Below are 14,360 nucleotides of genomic sequence, written 5' to 3' on the forward strand. Positions count from 1 at the left end.
CGAGTAGACAGTGTCTACTCTGTCCTGGTAGACACTGTCCATGAACCGGCCTCAGTCGCCCGAACAGGACCTCCGCACCCGTCTGGTCGACGCCGGTGCGGACCTCGTGACCCGGGAGGGCGCCGGGGCGCTGACCCTGCGGGAGATCGCCCGGCGGGCAGGTGTCTCGCACGGTGCGCCGCGTCGCCACTTCCCCACCCACCTGGAGCTGCTGTCGGCCATCGCGCACCGCGGCTTCGCCGAGCTCGCCGAGCGCGTGACGACGACGCTCGGCACGGGGACCGCGGATCCACGCGCGCAACTGACCGGACTGGGCCGCGCCTACCTGGAGTTCGCCCTGGAGAACCCCGGGATGTATGAGCTGATGTTCCGTCACGATCTGTTGGAGAGCGGCCACTTGCGGCTGCGGGACACCAGCCTGCCGTTGTTCGGCGTGCTGGTGGAGCTGGTCGGCCGAGCCCGCGCCGTCGCCGATGACGACGCCGTCGACGTCGCCGCCGCCCGGACCGTCGCGGGCGCGCTGTGGGCGAACCTGCACGGCATCGCGCAGTTGTGGCGCTGGGGCAGTCTCCGACTCGCCACCGGAGCCGACGACTTCACGCCCCTCCTGCGAGCCGCCCTGGACGCGCATCTCGGCCCGGAGGGCGGCCGGTGAAGGGTGCCCCGGGTTCCTCGCGTTCCCCACGTTCCCCGGGGCTGACGCTGGCGAGCAGCGTCGTCGGCGCCATGGTCGTGGCGCTGGACGGCACCGTGCTCACCGTCGCCCAACCGACCCTGCGCCGCGACCTGCACGCCTCCCTTCCCGAGGTCCAGTGGACCAGCACCGGCTACCTGGTCGCGGTGGCAGGCCTGTTGGTGTTCGCCGGGCGGCTCGGCGACCGATACGGCCACCGCCGCACCTTCGCCCTCGGCATGCTCGGCTTCGGCGCCGCCTCGGCGGGCATCGCGCTGGCACCCTGCGTGGGCTGGGTGATCGGGCTGCGGGTGGTGCAGGGCGTGTTCGGCGCGCTGCTTCAGCCGGCCACACTGGGGATGCTGCGGGCCGCGTACCCGCCCGAGCGGCTGCGGATGCCGATCGCCGTGCGCACCGCGTCCATCGGGGTGGCCGCGGCGGCCGGTCCGGTGGTGGGCGGGGCGCTGGCCACGCAGTTCGGCTGGCGGGCGGTCTTCCTCCTCAACATCGTGCCCGCGCTGCTCTTCGGCCTGTCGGCCCTCACCTCACGCGACCACGACACGACGCCTCCGCCCGCCCGTCCTGCGCTCCCGCTCGACATCCTCGGCGCCCTGCTGCTCGCCGTGGCCCTGGCCTGCCTGGTGCACACCCTCGTCACGCTGCCGGCCCTGACCTGGTCGGCCCCGGCCGCGCTCCTCGCCGGCGCCGCCTTCGTACGGCACGAGCGCCGCGCCGTCTCCCCGCTGCTGCCACCGGAGGCAACCGGTTCCAGGGCGGTGACCGCGGCGCTCGGCGTGCTCCTCATCGCGGCGGCGGCCCTCAACGGCGGACTGTTCGCCTGTGTCTACGTCCTCCAGGACGGCCTGGGCCTGACCCCGTTGCGCAGCGCCCTGCTCAGTCTGCCGCTGGCCGTGCTGCTGGTGGCCGCCGCACCCGCCTCTGCCGTGCTGCTGCGCCGGGCCGGCGCCCGCGTCACGGTCGCGGGGGCGACGGCCGTCCTCGCCGCCGGTCTGCTCGTGCTCGCCCGGGCCTCGGGAACGGCCGCCTTCTGTGTCGGATTCGCGCTCGTGGGCGCCGGGTTCGGCGCGGTGACGGTCGCGGCGACCCATGTCGTCGTACGGCAGGCTTCCGTGGAGTCGGCCGGGGTGGCGGGCGGTTTGCAGCAGACGGCGATGAACGTCGGGCCGGTGCTGGGCCTGGCGTCGGCGACCGTGCTGATGCACCTCGGCACGCCTCGCTCGCCCCTGGTCGTGCTGGCCTTCGTCGCGGCGGCGGCGCTGCCGGTCTGCCGCGCGCTGCCCAGCCGCTCGCATCCGGTACCGTCCGGCTCTCCTGCCCCGCACGCCGGTTCCACGGCAGGTGGAAGCGACGCAACGCACACGGATCATGGTGTCGAAAGGGGTCCGGACACGCGTTCCCTACGCGACCATGAGGTCTGAGGTCGTCCGGGCGGGGTAGGCCCGGACCGCACCTTGAACGAGCGCACCGGAGGAGAACGATGGCACTGCTGCGGCAAGAGGTCGACCCGAGCGAGGTCGGGCTGGACGCGAAGGCACTGGACCGCCTCGACCAGCACGTGGCCCACTATGTGGACGAAGGGCGCCTGCCCGGGTTCCTCGTGGCCGTCTCCCGCGGCGGCCGGGTCGCCCACCTCACCGCGCACGGCCACCGCGACCTCGCCGCCGGGCTGCCCGTCGGGGCCGACACCCTCTACCGGATCTACTCCATGACCAAGCCGGTCACCTCGGTCGCCGCGCTGATACTGATGGAGGAGGGCCGGCTACGGCTCGACGATCCGGTCGCCGACCATCTCCCGGCCTTCGCCGACCAGCGGGTGTACACGGGCGGCTCCGGCGCGGATCTCACCACCCGCCCGGTCGAACAGCCCCTGCTCGTGAAGCACCTGATGACCCACACCGCGGGCCTGACCTTCGCCTTCTACCACTGCCACCCCGTCGACGCCCTCTACCGGGAGGCCGGTCTGGAGTCGGCGGTGCTGCCGGGCTCGAACCTGGCGGAGACGGTCGAGGCGTACGCGCGGCTGCCGTTGCAGTTCGAGCCGGGCACGCAGTGGAACTACTCGGTGGCCACCAACGTGCTGGGCCGGATCATCGAGGTCGTCTCCGGCCGTCCCCTGGACGAGTTCCTCGCCGAGCGGATCTTCCGCCCACTGGGCATGCCCGACGCCGGCTTCCAGGTCACGGAGGAACAGGCCGGCCGACTGGCGGAGCTGTACGGCGACAGGGACAGCGGCGGTGTCGAACCGATCCTGGGCCTGCCCCTGTTCGGCCGCCCGCGGTTCCTGTCGGGCAGCGGCGGCATGGTGGCAACCGCTTACGACATCCACCGCTTCAGCGAGCTGCTGCGCCGCCGGGGCGAGCTCGACGGGGTCCGGCTGCTCGCGCCCGAGACGGTCGACCTGATGACCCGCAACCATCTGCCCGGCGGGGCCGACCTGCGCGCCTTCGGCAGCCGCCCCGCCCATGACGAACCCGGCCACGACGGCGTCGGCTTCGGCCTCGGCGTCTCCGTGGTCACCGACCCGAGCCGCACCCAGGCCCCCTCCGGCCTCGGCACATACGGCTGGAGCGGGGTCGCCACGACGACGTTCTGGGTCGACCCGAGCCACGACGTGAGCGTCCAGTTCCTGACCCAGCTGAGGCCGAAGCGGTCCCTGAAGCTCTACCCCGACCTCAAACGCCTGGTCCACGAGGCCCTCACGGACTGACCGCCCCGGGTCGACGCCGGTGTGTCAGCCCTCGACCCGCAGCGTGAACTCCAGTCCCTCGTCGTCGAGTTCGTCCAGCCACTGCTGCGAGCGCTGCGCCGTCTCGGCCGCCCTGCTCAGCCCGACCGGCAGGGAGCCGTCCAGGATGTGCCGGACGCCGAGGGCGAGCGGCCTGGAGACGCAGCGCGCCATCGCACTCTCCTCCTCGTCGCCCGCCAGGTCGAGAAGGTAACTCCCGGACCACGAAGGGCGGCCGACGACGCTCCCGCCTCCGCCTCCGCCCTCGCCTGCGTCTCCGCCTCCGCCCACATCCTCGCCCGCGTCCACGGACACCTCCAGCGACACGGCGAGGACCACCCGGTCGCGGTCGGCGTCCGTGGTGGGATAGGCGGCCGCCAACTCCCGGGCCAGGGCGGCGATCCGGGCGTCGTCGCCGGCCTTCAGCTCTTCGAACACCGTGCCCCAGGCCCGCAGCCAGCCGTCCAGACGCAGGGTGCCGCGCACGAAGGTCTGCGGCTTCCAGCCGCGCGGCAGTTCGTACTGCTCGATGAACGGGACGCTGTCGCGGTTGGGATAGACCTCGAATGTCTCACCGCCGACGAGGTGTCCGCGTGTCGCCTCCCAGGGCCGGTCGACCACGATCTCGGCGCCGTCCTCGACGTAACGCGCGGCCGAGCGCAGGGCGTTGAGGACGCCGAGGGGAGCCCAGCTGAACCGGTACCGGAAGTCGTTGGGGACGGCGGGGACGCCTCCACAGTACGAGGTGAGCCGGTACGAGGCCGTCGTGTCGTCGCCGATCGCCGCCCGGGCGCGGGCGACGAGGCTGTGCGCGAAGAGGTGGTCGATGCCCGGGTCGAGTCCGGCCTCGGTGAGGACGACGATCCCCGCCTCCTCGGCCGCGGGCACCTGCTCCAGCACCGCGTCCGAGACATAGCTGGAGCACGCGAAATGGGCCCGGCGGGTCACGCAAGCCGACAGCAGCCGCGCGTGCTCGGGCGCGGGCAGCATCGACACGACGACGTCCCCGGGGGCCAGTTCGGCCGTGAGCGCGTCGAGGGTGTACGCGCGCGGCTCGGCGCGTCCGGTCAGGCCCAGCCGGTCGAGGGCCTCGGCCGCCCGCTCCACCGTGCGGTGCCACAGGCGGACCCGGCCCGTGTGCGCGCACAGGGCGGCCAGGCCGCTGCCCGTGGAGAGCCCGGCGCCGACCCAGTGGACGGCGCCCGATGCGGGAACGAGGTCGGGAACCGGGTCGAGGACGTGGTCAGGCACGGTCGAACTCCCCTTCTCGCAAGCCGAGTTCGCGGCACGCCTCGCGGAATCGGTCCAGACAGCGACCCCACGGTCCGCCGGCGCCGACGCCCGTCCCCACGCCGAGGTCCAGCAGGAGAGGCGTCAGATCGGCCGAGAAGTCGGCGCTGGACTCGCGTGGCAGCAGGGACGGCAGATTGTCGATGGCGATGAGGTCGAGCGGGGGCTCCTTGCGCAGGCGGCGCACCGGATCCGTCCACTCGGTCGTGCGGTCGTACACCGGCAGGACGTTGAGGGGCGAGCCCACGTCGCAGGTGACGTCGGAGACGGTGCGCAGCCGGCGGGCCGGGGCGTCGAGGTCCTCCTCGCGGACGAACGGCGGCACCGGGGCGGTGGCGAGGACACAGTTGACCAGCACGTCGTGCGCCAGCAGGGCGGCGCGGTCCAGGTCGCGGGTCTCCGCCAGGTCCCAGCAGACGGGTTCCACGCCGGCCGTGGCGAACGCTGCCTGTGCGCCGCGTCCGCTGCGGCCCAGGGCGCCGACGACGAGCGCGGTGAACTCCTCGTCACCGGGCGCCGGGCGCAGCGTCTCGTCCAACTCGCCTTTCTCCGTGGGCCGCAGGGGCGCGCTGAGCCGACCCCGGTGCTGGAGGACCGCCAGGGCGGCGCCCAGGTAGCCGGCCCAGAAGCCGAACGCGGCGAGGCGACGGCCGTCGTCGTCGACCAGGTACTCCAGGTCGAGCAGCGCCCCTCCCCCGGCGGCGAACCGGCGCAACAGGTCGCCGGCGCCCGGCTGTTGCTTGTAGGCGTGCCCGAAGAAGATATGCCGATGCGTCAGCTCACCTGGCTGGTCCGGGAGTTCCTTCAGGCCGAGGATCACCGCGTCCCGCGGCGCGGACGTCCAGGAGCCCGCGGGGGCGATCCGGGCGCCGACGGTCTCGTACTCCTGGGTCGGGAAGACGCGTTGCGGGGAGTCCTCGACCGTGAGGTGCACGCCTGCCTCGACGAGGCGGCGGGCGTCCTCCGGGACGACCGGGGTGCGCCGCTCGGTGGGGCGGGCCTCGTGACGCAGCCACAGGTGCGGTTCGGGCGTGCTCGGCTCGGTCGTACGCAGCTCGCTCATACGCAGTTGGCCTCCGGACGCGGGGCGTCGGCCGCGAAACGGTCGGCGCTCAGGGGGGTGACGTCCACGAAGGGTACGCGGCCCAGGTACAGGTCGCGGACGACCTCGCCGACGGCCGGCCCCTGGAGGAAACCGTGGCCCGAGAAGCCGGTCGCATACAGAAAACGGGATACCGAAGACGCCTCGCCGATCAGGGCGTTGCAGTCCGGGCTGACCTCGTACAGTCCCGCCCAGCCGCCCGTGCGCCGCAGGTCGAGGAGGGCGGGGGCGCGGCGCTGCATGGCGTCGGCCAGGCGGGGGATCCACCGCTCGTGGGTGTCGGTGGCGAACCCGGGACGCTCGTCCGGATCGGACAGACCGACCAGCAGGCCGGGGCCCTCGGTGTGGAAGTAGAGGGTGCTGCTGAAGTCGATGGTCATGGGCAGGCCGGGCGGCAGACCGGGGACCGCTTCGGTGACCGCGATCTGGCGGCGCAGCGGCTGCACCGGCAGCTCCACGCCGGCCATCGCGCCGACGGCCTTGGACCAGGCGCCGGCCGCGCAGATCACCGTGTTCGTGGTGATGCGGCCGAGCGTGGTCTCCACGGCGGTGATCGCGGCGCCCTGCCGTTCGATGCCGGTGACCGCGGTGTGCCGCAGGATGCGCGCACCGCACCGGCGGGCGGCGGCCGCGTACCCGTGGACGACGGCTTCCGGCGTGCAGTGGCCGTCGTCGGGCGAGAACGCGGCCGCCAGTAACCCGTCGGTCCTGATCAGCGGGGAGAGGCGCTGCGCCTCGGCGGGGTCGATCATGCGGCTGGGCACGCCCAGCGCGTTCTGCAGCCGCACGCCCGCCTCGAAGGAGGAGACCTCCTGCGGAGTGGACAGCAGGAAGAGGTAACCGACGCGGTGCAGGCCGATGTCGTACCCGATCTCCTCCTCGAACCGGCCGAACGCCTCCAGGCTGCGCGCCCCGAGCTGGATGTTCAGTTCGTCGGAGAACTGGGCGCGGACCCCTCCGGCCGCCTTCGAGGTCGAGCCGGCGGCGAGTTCGTCCCGCTCGACCAGCAGGACGTCGCGGACACCGGCGGCGGCGAGGTGGTAGGCGATGCTCGTGCCCATCACCCCACCGCCGATGACGACTACCGAGGCATGCGTGTTCACGCGAGCGGCTCCTTTTCGCGGCGGCCCCGGCCCTGACGCCGGCGCCGAGGCTGTCGTATGCCGTGACCGCCGTGATCCCTGCCCGTTCGGGCGGCGGCCCGAAGCACTCTCAGGACCAGTGGGCCACCGCGTCGAGGTGGGGCAGCCGGTGGTCCAGGCGCTCCCGCTTGGTCCGCAGGTAGGTGATGTTGTTCTCGCACGGCTCGATCAGCAGCGGCACCTCCTCGGCGACCTTGATGCCGTTGTCGACCAGCGCCTCGCGCTTGCGCGGGTTGTTCGACATCAGACGGACGGAGCGCACGCCCAGGTCGCGCAGGATGTCGGCGGCCACCTTGTAGTCGCGGGCGTCGACGGGGAAGCCGAGCGCGACGTTCGCCTCGACGGTGTCCAGGCCCTCCGCCTGCAGCGCCATCGCCCGCAGCTTGCCGAGCAGCCCGATGCCCCGGCCCTCGTGCCCGCGCAGGTAGACGACGATGCCGCGGCCCTCGGCGACGACGGCGCGCAGCGCCGACTCCAGTTGGTCGCCGCACTCGCAGTGCTGGGAGCCGAACGCGTCGCCGGTCAGGCATTCCGAGTGCAGCCGGGTCAGCACGTCCTCGGCGCCGATCTCCCCGTAGACGAGGGCGACCTGTTCGTCGCCCCGGTCGTGGTCCATGTAGCCGATCGCCTGGAATTTGCCGTACACGGTGGGCAAGGGCGCATTCACCACGCGTTCCACACCGGTGCGCTGGGGGGTCTTCGTGCCGAGTACGCCAATTTTTTCTGTCATGATCTGGTTCCTAAGCAGAGACGAAGGGCCGGGGAAAGATGAGTATTTCGGGAATACGGTCGGCGGCGTACGGCACGGTACCGACGGACACCACCGAAGACGTACGGACCCGGGGTGCCGGCGTCCCGACGCAGGTGGCGGTCCTTCCCGTCGGAAGCTTCGAGCAGCACGGACCGTACCTGCCCCTGGCCACCGACACACTGGTCGCCTGCGCCATCGCCCAGGAGATCGCCGGGGCGTACCCGGTGCACCTCCTTCCGCCGGTGACCATCGCCTGCTCGCACGAGCACGCGGCCTGGCCGGGGACCGTCAGCATCTCCTCCGTGACCCTTCACGCGGTGGTACGGGACATCGCGGCGTCATTGCGCCGCTCGGGCGTCGAGGCCCTGGTGCTGGTCAACGGACACGGCGGGAACTACGTCCTGGGCAACGTCGTCCAGGAGTCCTCCGCCCGCGGTGAGCGGATGGCGCTCTTCCCGGCCCCGGAGGACTGGGAGACGGCGCTGGAGCGGTCCGGGGTGTCGACCTCGCTGCTCACCGACATGCACGCCGGGGAGATCGAGACCTCGATCCTGCTGCACGCTCATCCCGAACTCGTCCGGCCCGGTCACGAGTCGGCCGATTTCGTCGCGGACGATCGCCGTCATCTGCTCACTCTGGGAATGTCCGCCTATACCGATTCAGGCGTCATCGGCCGTCCTTCCCTGGGGTCAGCGGAAAAGGGGAAGGAACTCCTGGCGAGCCTGGCGGATTCCTTCGGCGCGTATTTCTCATTGCTCACCACCGGGGCTTCGACGATCACTTCGGAGCCCGACTCCGTGTAGTGCGGCCGCTGTTCGTCGCGTTCGGGTCCGGCCGCCTCGACGGCCCCCGCCCGCACGCCCGCGTACCAGCGGACGACCAGCACGACCGCCCCCGGCAGGGCCGCCACGAAGCTGAGCACGCCGTACACGATCGCGACCGCGAGGCCGGTGCTCGCACCGAGCCCGGCGGCGCCGAACGCCCAGGCGGTGACGCCCTCGCGGGGCCCCCAGCCGCCGACGTTCAGCGGCAGGCCCATGGCGAGCAGGGCGAGGACGGCGATCGGCAGCAGCGCGAGGACGGACGCCGAGGAGCCGGCGACCCGGGCGGCCACCACGAACATCCCCAGGTGGCCGGCCAGCACGACCGCCGACGACACGGCGACGCCCGGCCCGTTGCGCCGCGACAGCAGTCCCTCGCGCGCCTCGGCCAGCACCGCCCGCAGCCGACCGCCGCGGCGCGCCGTCGAGGAGTTCATCCGGACCGCGACGACGACGGCGAGCGCGCCCACCCCGGCCAGCAGGACCAGCGGGGCGAGCTGCCGCGCGTCCGCCATGACCGGGGAGGGCAGCGTCAGCAGGACCGTTACGCCTGCCACTGCCAGCACCAGCTGCCCCGCGGTGCGCTCCAGGACGACGGCCCGCACGCCGCGTCCCACATCGCCGGCGCTCTGCCCGTGCCGCACCGCGCGGTGCACATCGCCGAGGACGCCGCCGGGCAGCGCGGCGTTCAGGAACAGCGACCGGTAGTAGTCGGCGACGGCCGGGCCGAGCGGCAGCCGGATCCGCAGCGCACGGGCCACCAGCGCCCACCGCCAGGCGCTGAACACCGTGGTGACCGCGCCGATCCCGAGCGCGACCAGGAGGGTCGGGGCGTCGATCCGCCGAAGCCCGTCCAGGAAGACGCCGGTGCCCAGCTTCCACAGCAGGGCGGTGAGGATGACGACCCCGGCGACGGTCCCGAAGTGCGTGCGCAGGGCGCGGTTGCCGAGCAGGGCACGCAGCCGCGAGGGCCGCTTCGCGCGCGGACCGGTCACGATGACGCCGATACGGGCCTCGGACACGGCGGCGCCGGTGCGGGCCACCGACGGGCCGCGCAGCGGCCGCCGGACGACCGGCCCCGCCCCCTCGCCCCACCCGAGCGGCGCGGCGGCGCGCACCAGGGGGCCGACCGTCTCCGTGCTCATCACGCGCCGCCCGTCGGCCGGGCCAGTGCCAGCAGATCGCTGTGGTGGACCGTGACGTGCAGTTCGCCCGCCGCGCAGGTCGCGAGCCGGCCGGCCAGGTAGGCCTCGGCGCGCTCGGCGAGCCCGGGGCGCTCCTCCACGGCCGCGCCGACCCAGCCGCGCAGCCACTGGGCGGTCAGGCCCACGTTCTCGGGGCCGAGCCGCCAGGGGCTCGGGTGGACCTTGACGGTCGCGCCGTGGGCGGCGAACGCCTCGCAGGCGACGGTCACCGCGTCGGGGCCGAGCAGGCCGTCGCGCCGCTGGTGGTCGTTGAAGGCGGCGGCGATCTCCTCGTCCAGCGGGTCCGGGGCGGAGAACTCGACGCGGCCGGCCACCGAGAGCGTCAGCAGCGCCGGGCAGCCCGCGCCCGCACAGGCCGAGGCGAGCGTCTCGACCTCCTCGCGGGTGAGGACGTCCAGCAGTGCGGAGGCGGTGACCAGGGAGGCGCCCAGCAGGGCGTCCGGGGTGAGACGGGCGACGTCGCCGCGCCGCGTCTCGACGGTGACCCGACTGCCGTCGGCGGCCGCCCGCGGGGAGGCGACGGCCGCGAAGTGCAGCAGGTAGGGGTCACGGTCGTGCAGCACCCAGTGCTGGGCGCCGTCCAGCCGGGGGGCCAGCCAGCGGCCCATGGAGCCGGTCCCGCAGCCCAGGTCGTGGATGGCCAGGCCGCTGCGGCCCGGCAGGTTGGCGAGCCGGATCCGCAGCGGGTCCAGCAGCTCCATCGCCCGGGCGGCGGCGTCGGCGGGCTCGCGCAGCTCCAGCCACTCGGGGGCGTAGCGGGGCTGCTCGTCCGGGCCGGCGTCGCGCAGCCGCACGGTGGGCCGCTCACCGGGGCGGACCACCGGTCCGGCGCCGGCGATGACGGCCTGCGCCACGGAACCCGCGCCCGCGTCAGTGCTGTCAGGAACCACTGCCTCGGTCATCAGACCGGCCTCCTTCCGGACCGGCTGGGTCGGAATGCCGCCCACCCGTCGTGCCACGTCGGCCGGGGTCGCCGTCGTCTTCCTCATGCCGCCCTCCGGGGTTCGCTGGGAAGCCGGCCGAGCACCCCGGCCAGGCTCTGGGCGGTGCTCGCCCAGCCGTTCAGTGCCGCCCGGCGGCCGCGCGCGGCGGCCTTGAGGCGACGCCGCACGTCCGCCTCGCCGAACCAGCCGCGCAGTTCGGCCGCGAGAGCGGCCGGGTCCTCCGGCGGGACCAGGATCCCGGGGACACCGCCGTCGGGGGCACGGCCGACCGCCTCGGGCAGCCCGCCGACGTCCGTCGCGAGGACCGGGATGCCGCGGGCGAGCGCCTCGGTGACGGCCATGCCGTACGTCTCGGCGTACGAGGTGAGGACCATCAGGTCGGCGGAGGCGTAGGCGGCGTCGAGCTCGGCGCCGGCCTTCGGGCCCGCGAGCTGCAGCCGGTCCTCGAGGCCGTACTTCGCGATGAGGCCGCGCAGATGGGTGACGTACTCCGGGTCCTGCCCGAGGCCGCCCACGCACACGCAGCTCCACGGCAGGTCCCGGGCCGCGGCCAGCGCCTCCACCAGCCGGTGCTGGCCCTTGCGCGGAGTGACCGCGGCCACGCACAGCAGCCGGGAGACGCCGTCCGTGCCGGAGGCCAGCGGGGCGATGTCGGCGCCGGGGGCGGCCACATGCACCCGCTCGGGGGCGAGGCCGTGGTGCGAGACGAGCCGGCGGACCGCCCACTCGCTGGTGGCGATCACCGCGGGCACGGCCCGCAGCACGGCCCGCTCCTTGGCGTCGAGTTCGGCCGCCACCTCGGGCGCGAGACCCCGCTCGTCGCCCAGCGGAAGGTGGACGAGGACCGCGAGCCGCAGCCGCTCCGCCTCGGGGACGATGATCTCCGGCACCCCGCAGGCCACCAGGCCGTCGATGAGGACGACCGTGCCGTCGGGGAACTCCCGCAGGGTGCGGGCCAGTTCCGCGCGGGCCGCGGCCTCCGGGCGGGGCCAGGAACCGGACGCCAGGTGCTTGTGCACCTGCCAGCCGAAGCCGGGCAGGTCCAGGCACAGGCGCCGGTCGTAGGCGTTGCCGCCGCTCGGGTTCGCCGGGTCGTCGACGCCGCCGGGCATCACGAAGTGCACGGAGCGCAGCGACATGGGGATGATCCCGCCGATCTTGGGAAGCACCGCCTGAGAAGGCACGTACGAGAGCGGGGCCGTGTGCACGGTCTTCTCCAGAGTCACGTCGGTCACAGCGCACGCTCGTAACTCGCCCAGGCGACGTGCGACTCGTGCAGGGAGACCGCGATGGCGGCGATGCCCCGGGCGCCCTCGCCGAGAGCCCCCTTGTGGATGCGCTCCGCGAGCCGGTCCGCAATGACCTTGGCCAGGAACTCCGTCGACGTGTTGATCCCGGCGAAGTCGGGCTCGTTGTCGAGGTTGCGGTAGTTCAGCTCGCTGACCACGGCACCCAGTTCCTGCGTGGCGAGTCCGATGTCGACGACGATGTTGTCGTCGTCCAGCTGCTCGCGGCGGAAGGTGGCGTCCACGAGGAACGTCGCTCCGTGCAGGCGCTGCGCGGGTCCGAAGACCTCGCCGCGGAAGCTGTGGGCGATCATGATGTGATCGCGGACGGTGACACTGAACAACGGACGACCCTCCAGGTGCGGCGCGTCTGGCTCCTCCGGCCGTTGGCCGCCGGGGGATGCCGTGTAGTACGGACCTTCGCTTCCCCTTGTTCAGCCCGATCTCACTCTTTTCTCAGGTCAGGCGCTCTTGTGCGTACCTGACGCGGTGACACAGGGCCGGAATCCCGCCCGACGCGAGCTTCGGCATGACGTCCGGCAGCTCCTCGAAGGCGCTGTCCCCCGTGACGAGGGCGTCCAGCGCCGGGTCGGCCAGCAGCTCCAGCGCGAGAGCGAGCCGATCGGCGTACGTACGGCTGGAACGGCGGGCCGGGGAGACCGTGCCGACCTGGCTGCTGCGGATGACCAGCCGACGCGAGTGGAACTCCTCGCCGAGCGGCAGGGAGACCTTCCGGTCGCCGTACCAGCTCAGTTCGAGGACCGTGCCCTCGGCTCGCAGCAGCTCCAGGGAGCGGGCGAGACCCGCTTCGGTCGCACTGGCGTGCACGACGAGATCACAGCCGTCCAGGGCGTCCTCGGGCGCGGCGAAGTCGACGCCCAGGGCCTCGGCGGTCTTCGCCCGCGCCGGGTCGGCGTCCACCAACTGCACGCGCACACCCGGGAAGCGGGCCAGCAGCGCGGCCACCGAGCAGCCGACCATGCCGCCGCCGACCACCGCGATCCGGTCGCCGACCAGCGGCGCCGCGTCCCACAGCGCGTTGACGGCCGTCTCGATCGTGCCGGCCAGGACGGCCCGTTCGGCGGGCACGGAGTCGGGGACGACCGTCACGGCGCCGACCGGGACGACGTACCGCGTCTGGTGCGGATAGAGACAGAAGACGGTCCGTCCGACGAGCTCCTTCGGCCCCTCCTCCACCAGACCCACGTTGAGGTAGCCGTACTTCACCGGCGCCGGGAACTCGCCCTCCTGGAACGGCGCCCGCATCACGGCGTGCTGGCTGGCGGGGACCCCGCCGCGGAAGACGAGCGTCTCCGTGCCGCGGCTCACGCCGGAGAAGAGCGCGCGGACCAGCACCTCGCCCTCGCCGGGGTCGGGAAGGGTGAGATCGCGGATCCCGCCCTCACCCGGAGAGTCGATCCAGAACGCACGTGCGGTGCGGTTCATCGGGATCCTCCTGAACGATCGGGAACCTGTTCACGTACCGAGGTGTGCACAGTCCGCGCACAGTACGCGGCACTGATCATCTCTGTCATCTGGCCGGAGGAATGTGCGGTGGCCCTGAACAACACTTACGACGCAAGGCTGGTCCAGCAGGAGACCGCTGTGGGAGCGGGCGTTCAGATCCTGTTGCTGGCCCTGCTCGGCACGGCGATCGGCATGGGGCCGGCGGGCTGGGTGACCGGTCTCGTCTTCGCCATCGCCACCTGGGCGGTCCTCTCCCGGGCGCTGCACCGTTCCAGTCTGCGCTCCTTCGGCCCGGCCAACCGGGTCACGCTCGGCCGGGCGACCCTGGTCGGCGGGGTGACCGCGCTGGTCGCGGACTCCTTCGAGTCCGCCCCGCCCGTGACGCTCCTGGTCGGCCTGACGGCCGTCGCCCTCATCCTCGACGGCGTCGACGGCAAGGTCGCCCGCCGCACCGGCACCTCGTCGGCGCTCGGCGCCCGCTTCGACATGGAGGTCGACGCGTTCCTGATCCTGGTGCTCAGCGTCTACGTCTCGATGGCACTGGGCCCGTGGGTCCTGCTCATCGGCGGCATGCGCTACGCCTTCGTCGCCGCGGCCCGCGTCGCCCCCTGGCTCAACGCCGCGCTCCCGCCGAGCACCGCCCGCAAGACGGTCGCCGCCCTCCAGGGCGTCCTGCTGCTGGTGGCGGGCGCCGACCTGCTGCCCCACGCGGCCAACTTCGCCGTCGTGCTGCTGGCGCTGGGCTCGCTGGTGTGGTCCTTCGGCCGCGACGTGCTGTGGCTGTGGCGCACCTCGCGCGTCACGGCGGAGGCTCCCGCGGAGAAGACGCTCGAGCTCGTCTAGTGCCGCGGCAGGCAACGTTTGCCCGTCAAGGAGCGGCGTCCGGTGCGTGCTCTCGGCGTGCCGGCCGGAAGTCCTCGTACTGGACGTACT

Annotated in this window: 13 protein-coding genes and 1 pseudogene; 5 read left to right on the top strand and 9 right to left on the bottom strand. The window is 73.2% G+C overall.

Going from position 1 to position 14,360, the window contains the following annotated elements; translation table 11 throughout:
- The first annotated feature begins 40 nt into the window (after positions 1-40).
- The 3 genes from AB0J04_RS34585 to AB0J04_RS34595 all read left to right on the top strand — a co-directional run bounded on the left by AB0J04_RS34585 (position 41) and on the right by AB0J04_RS34595 (position 3,401).
- The gene (locus AB0J04_RS34585) at positions 41-655 is read left to right on the top strand and encodes a TetR/AcrR family transcriptional regulator (RefSeq protein WP_363172565.1); all 615 of its coding nucleotides are present in this window, start codon (positions 41-43) and stop codon (positions 653-655) included.
- 71 nt (positions 656-726) lie between these two features.
- A complete protein-coding gene (locus AB0J04_RS34590) occupies positions 727-2,112 on the top strand; it encodes an MFS transporter (RefSeq protein WP_363172576.1) in 1,386 nt (461 codons plus the stop codon).
- A gap of 59 nt (positions 2,113-2,171) precedes the next feature.
- Positions 2,172-3,401: a serine hydrolase domain-containing protein gene (locus tag AB0J04_RS34595; RefSeq protein WP_363172566.1), complete on the top strand. Its 1,230-nt coding sequence runs from the start codon at positions 2,172-2,174 to the stop codon at positions 3,399-3,401.
- 24 nt (positions 3,402-3,425) lie between these two features.
- On the opposite strand, the gene AB0J04_RS34600 is transcribed toward AB0J04_RS34595, so the two are convergent.
- The 4 genes from AB0J04_RS34600 to ribA form a co-directional block, all read right to left on the bottom strand.
- Positions 3,426-4,670, bottom strand: a complete 1,245-nt coding sequence (locus tag AB0J04_RS34600; protein ID WP_363172567.1) for a saccharopine dehydrogenase family protein — start codon at positions 4,668-4,670, stop codon at positions 3,426-3,428.
- Positions 4,663-5,772 (bottom strand): saccharopine dehydrogenase, encoded by a 1,110-nt coding sequence (locus AB0J04_RS34605; protein ID WP_363172568.1) that lies wholly within the window; start codon positions 5,770-5,772, stop codon positions 4,663-4,665. The genes AB0J04_RS34600 and AB0J04_RS34605 overlap by 8 nt, the downstream gene beginning before the upstream one ends.
- Entirely contained in the window at positions 5,769-6,914 is a 1,146-nt protein-coding gene (locus AB0J04_RS34610; protein ID WP_363172569.1) for an FAD-binding oxidoreductase, read from the bottom strand. Before AB0J04_RS34610 ends, AB0J04_RS34605 begins: the two co-directional genes overlap by 4 nt.
- 109 nt (positions 6,915-7,023) lie before the next feature.
- The gene (gene ribA, locus AB0J04_RS34615; protein WP_363172570.1) at positions 7,024-7,683 is read right to left on the bottom strand and encodes a GTP cyclohydrolase II; all 660 of its coding nucleotides are present in this window, start codon (positions 7,681-7,683) and stop codon (positions 7,024-7,026) included.
- A 38-nt stretch (positions 7,684-7,721) separates the two neighbouring features.
- Between ribA and AB0J04_RS34620 the strand changes: the two genes are divergently transcribed.
- Positions 7,722-8,507, top strand: a complete 786-nt coding sequence (locus AB0J04_RS34620) for a creatininase family protein (RefSeq protein WP_363172571.1) — start codon at positions 7,722-7,724, stop codon at positions 8,505-8,507.
- Between the two features lie 149 nt (positions 8,508-8,656).
- On the opposite strand, the pseudogene AB0J04_RS34625 reads toward AB0J04_RS34620, so the two are convergent.
- The 5 genes and pseudogenes from AB0J04_RS34625 to AB0J04_RS34645 all read right to left on the bottom strand — a co-directional run.
- Positions 8,657-9,670, bottom strand: a pseudogene (locus AB0J04_RS34625) (lysylphosphatidylglycerol synthase transmembrane domain-containing protein); the annotation flags it as partial.
- Complete coding sequence (locus AB0J04_RS34630; protein WP_363172577.1) at positions 9,670-10,632, bottom strand: hypothetical protein; 963 nt, start codon at positions 10,630-10,632, stop codon at positions 9,670-9,672. The gene AB0J04_RS34630 and the pseudogene AB0J04_RS34625, both read right to left, overlap by 1 nt.
- 83 nt (positions 10,633-10,715) lie before the next feature.
- The gene (locus tag AB0J04_RS34635; protein WP_363172572.1) at positions 10,716-11,909 is read right to left on the bottom strand and encodes a glycosyltransferase family 4 protein; all 1,194 of its coding nucleotides are present in this window, start codon (positions 11,907-11,909) and stop codon (positions 10,716-10,718) included.
- The gene (locus AB0J04_RS34640) at positions 11,906-12,304 is read right to left on the bottom strand and encodes a 6-carboxytetrahydropterin synthase (RefSeq protein ID WP_081551202.1); all 399 of its coding nucleotides are present in this window, start codon (positions 12,302-12,304) and stop codon (positions 11,906-11,908) included. The genes AB0J04_RS34635 and AB0J04_RS34640 overlap by 4 nt, the downstream gene beginning before the upstream one ends.
- Before the next feature lie 112 nt (positions 12,305-12,416).
- Positions 12,417-13,406, bottom strand: coding sequence for a zinc-binding alcohol dehydrogenase (locus AB0J04_RS34645; RefSeq protein WP_363172573.1), 990 nt, complete (start codon positions 13,404-13,406; stop codon positions 12,417-12,419).
- Between the two features lie 108 nt (positions 13,407-13,514).
- Between AB0J04_RS34645 and AB0J04_RS34650 the strand changes: the two genes are divergently transcribed.
- Positions 13,515-14,270: a CDP-alcohol phosphatidyltransferase family protein gene (locus tag AB0J04_RS34650; RefSeq protein WP_363172574.1), complete on the top strand. Its 756-nt coding sequence runs from the start codon at positions 13,515-13,517 to the stop codon at positions 14,268-14,270.
- The last annotated feature ends 90 nt before the right edge of the window (positions 14,271-14,360 follow it).

This window comes from Streptomyces sp. NPDC050263, from assembly GCF_040655955.1.
Lineage (GTDB): Bacteria > Actinomycetota > Actinomycetes > Streptomycetales > Streptomycetaceae > Streptomyces.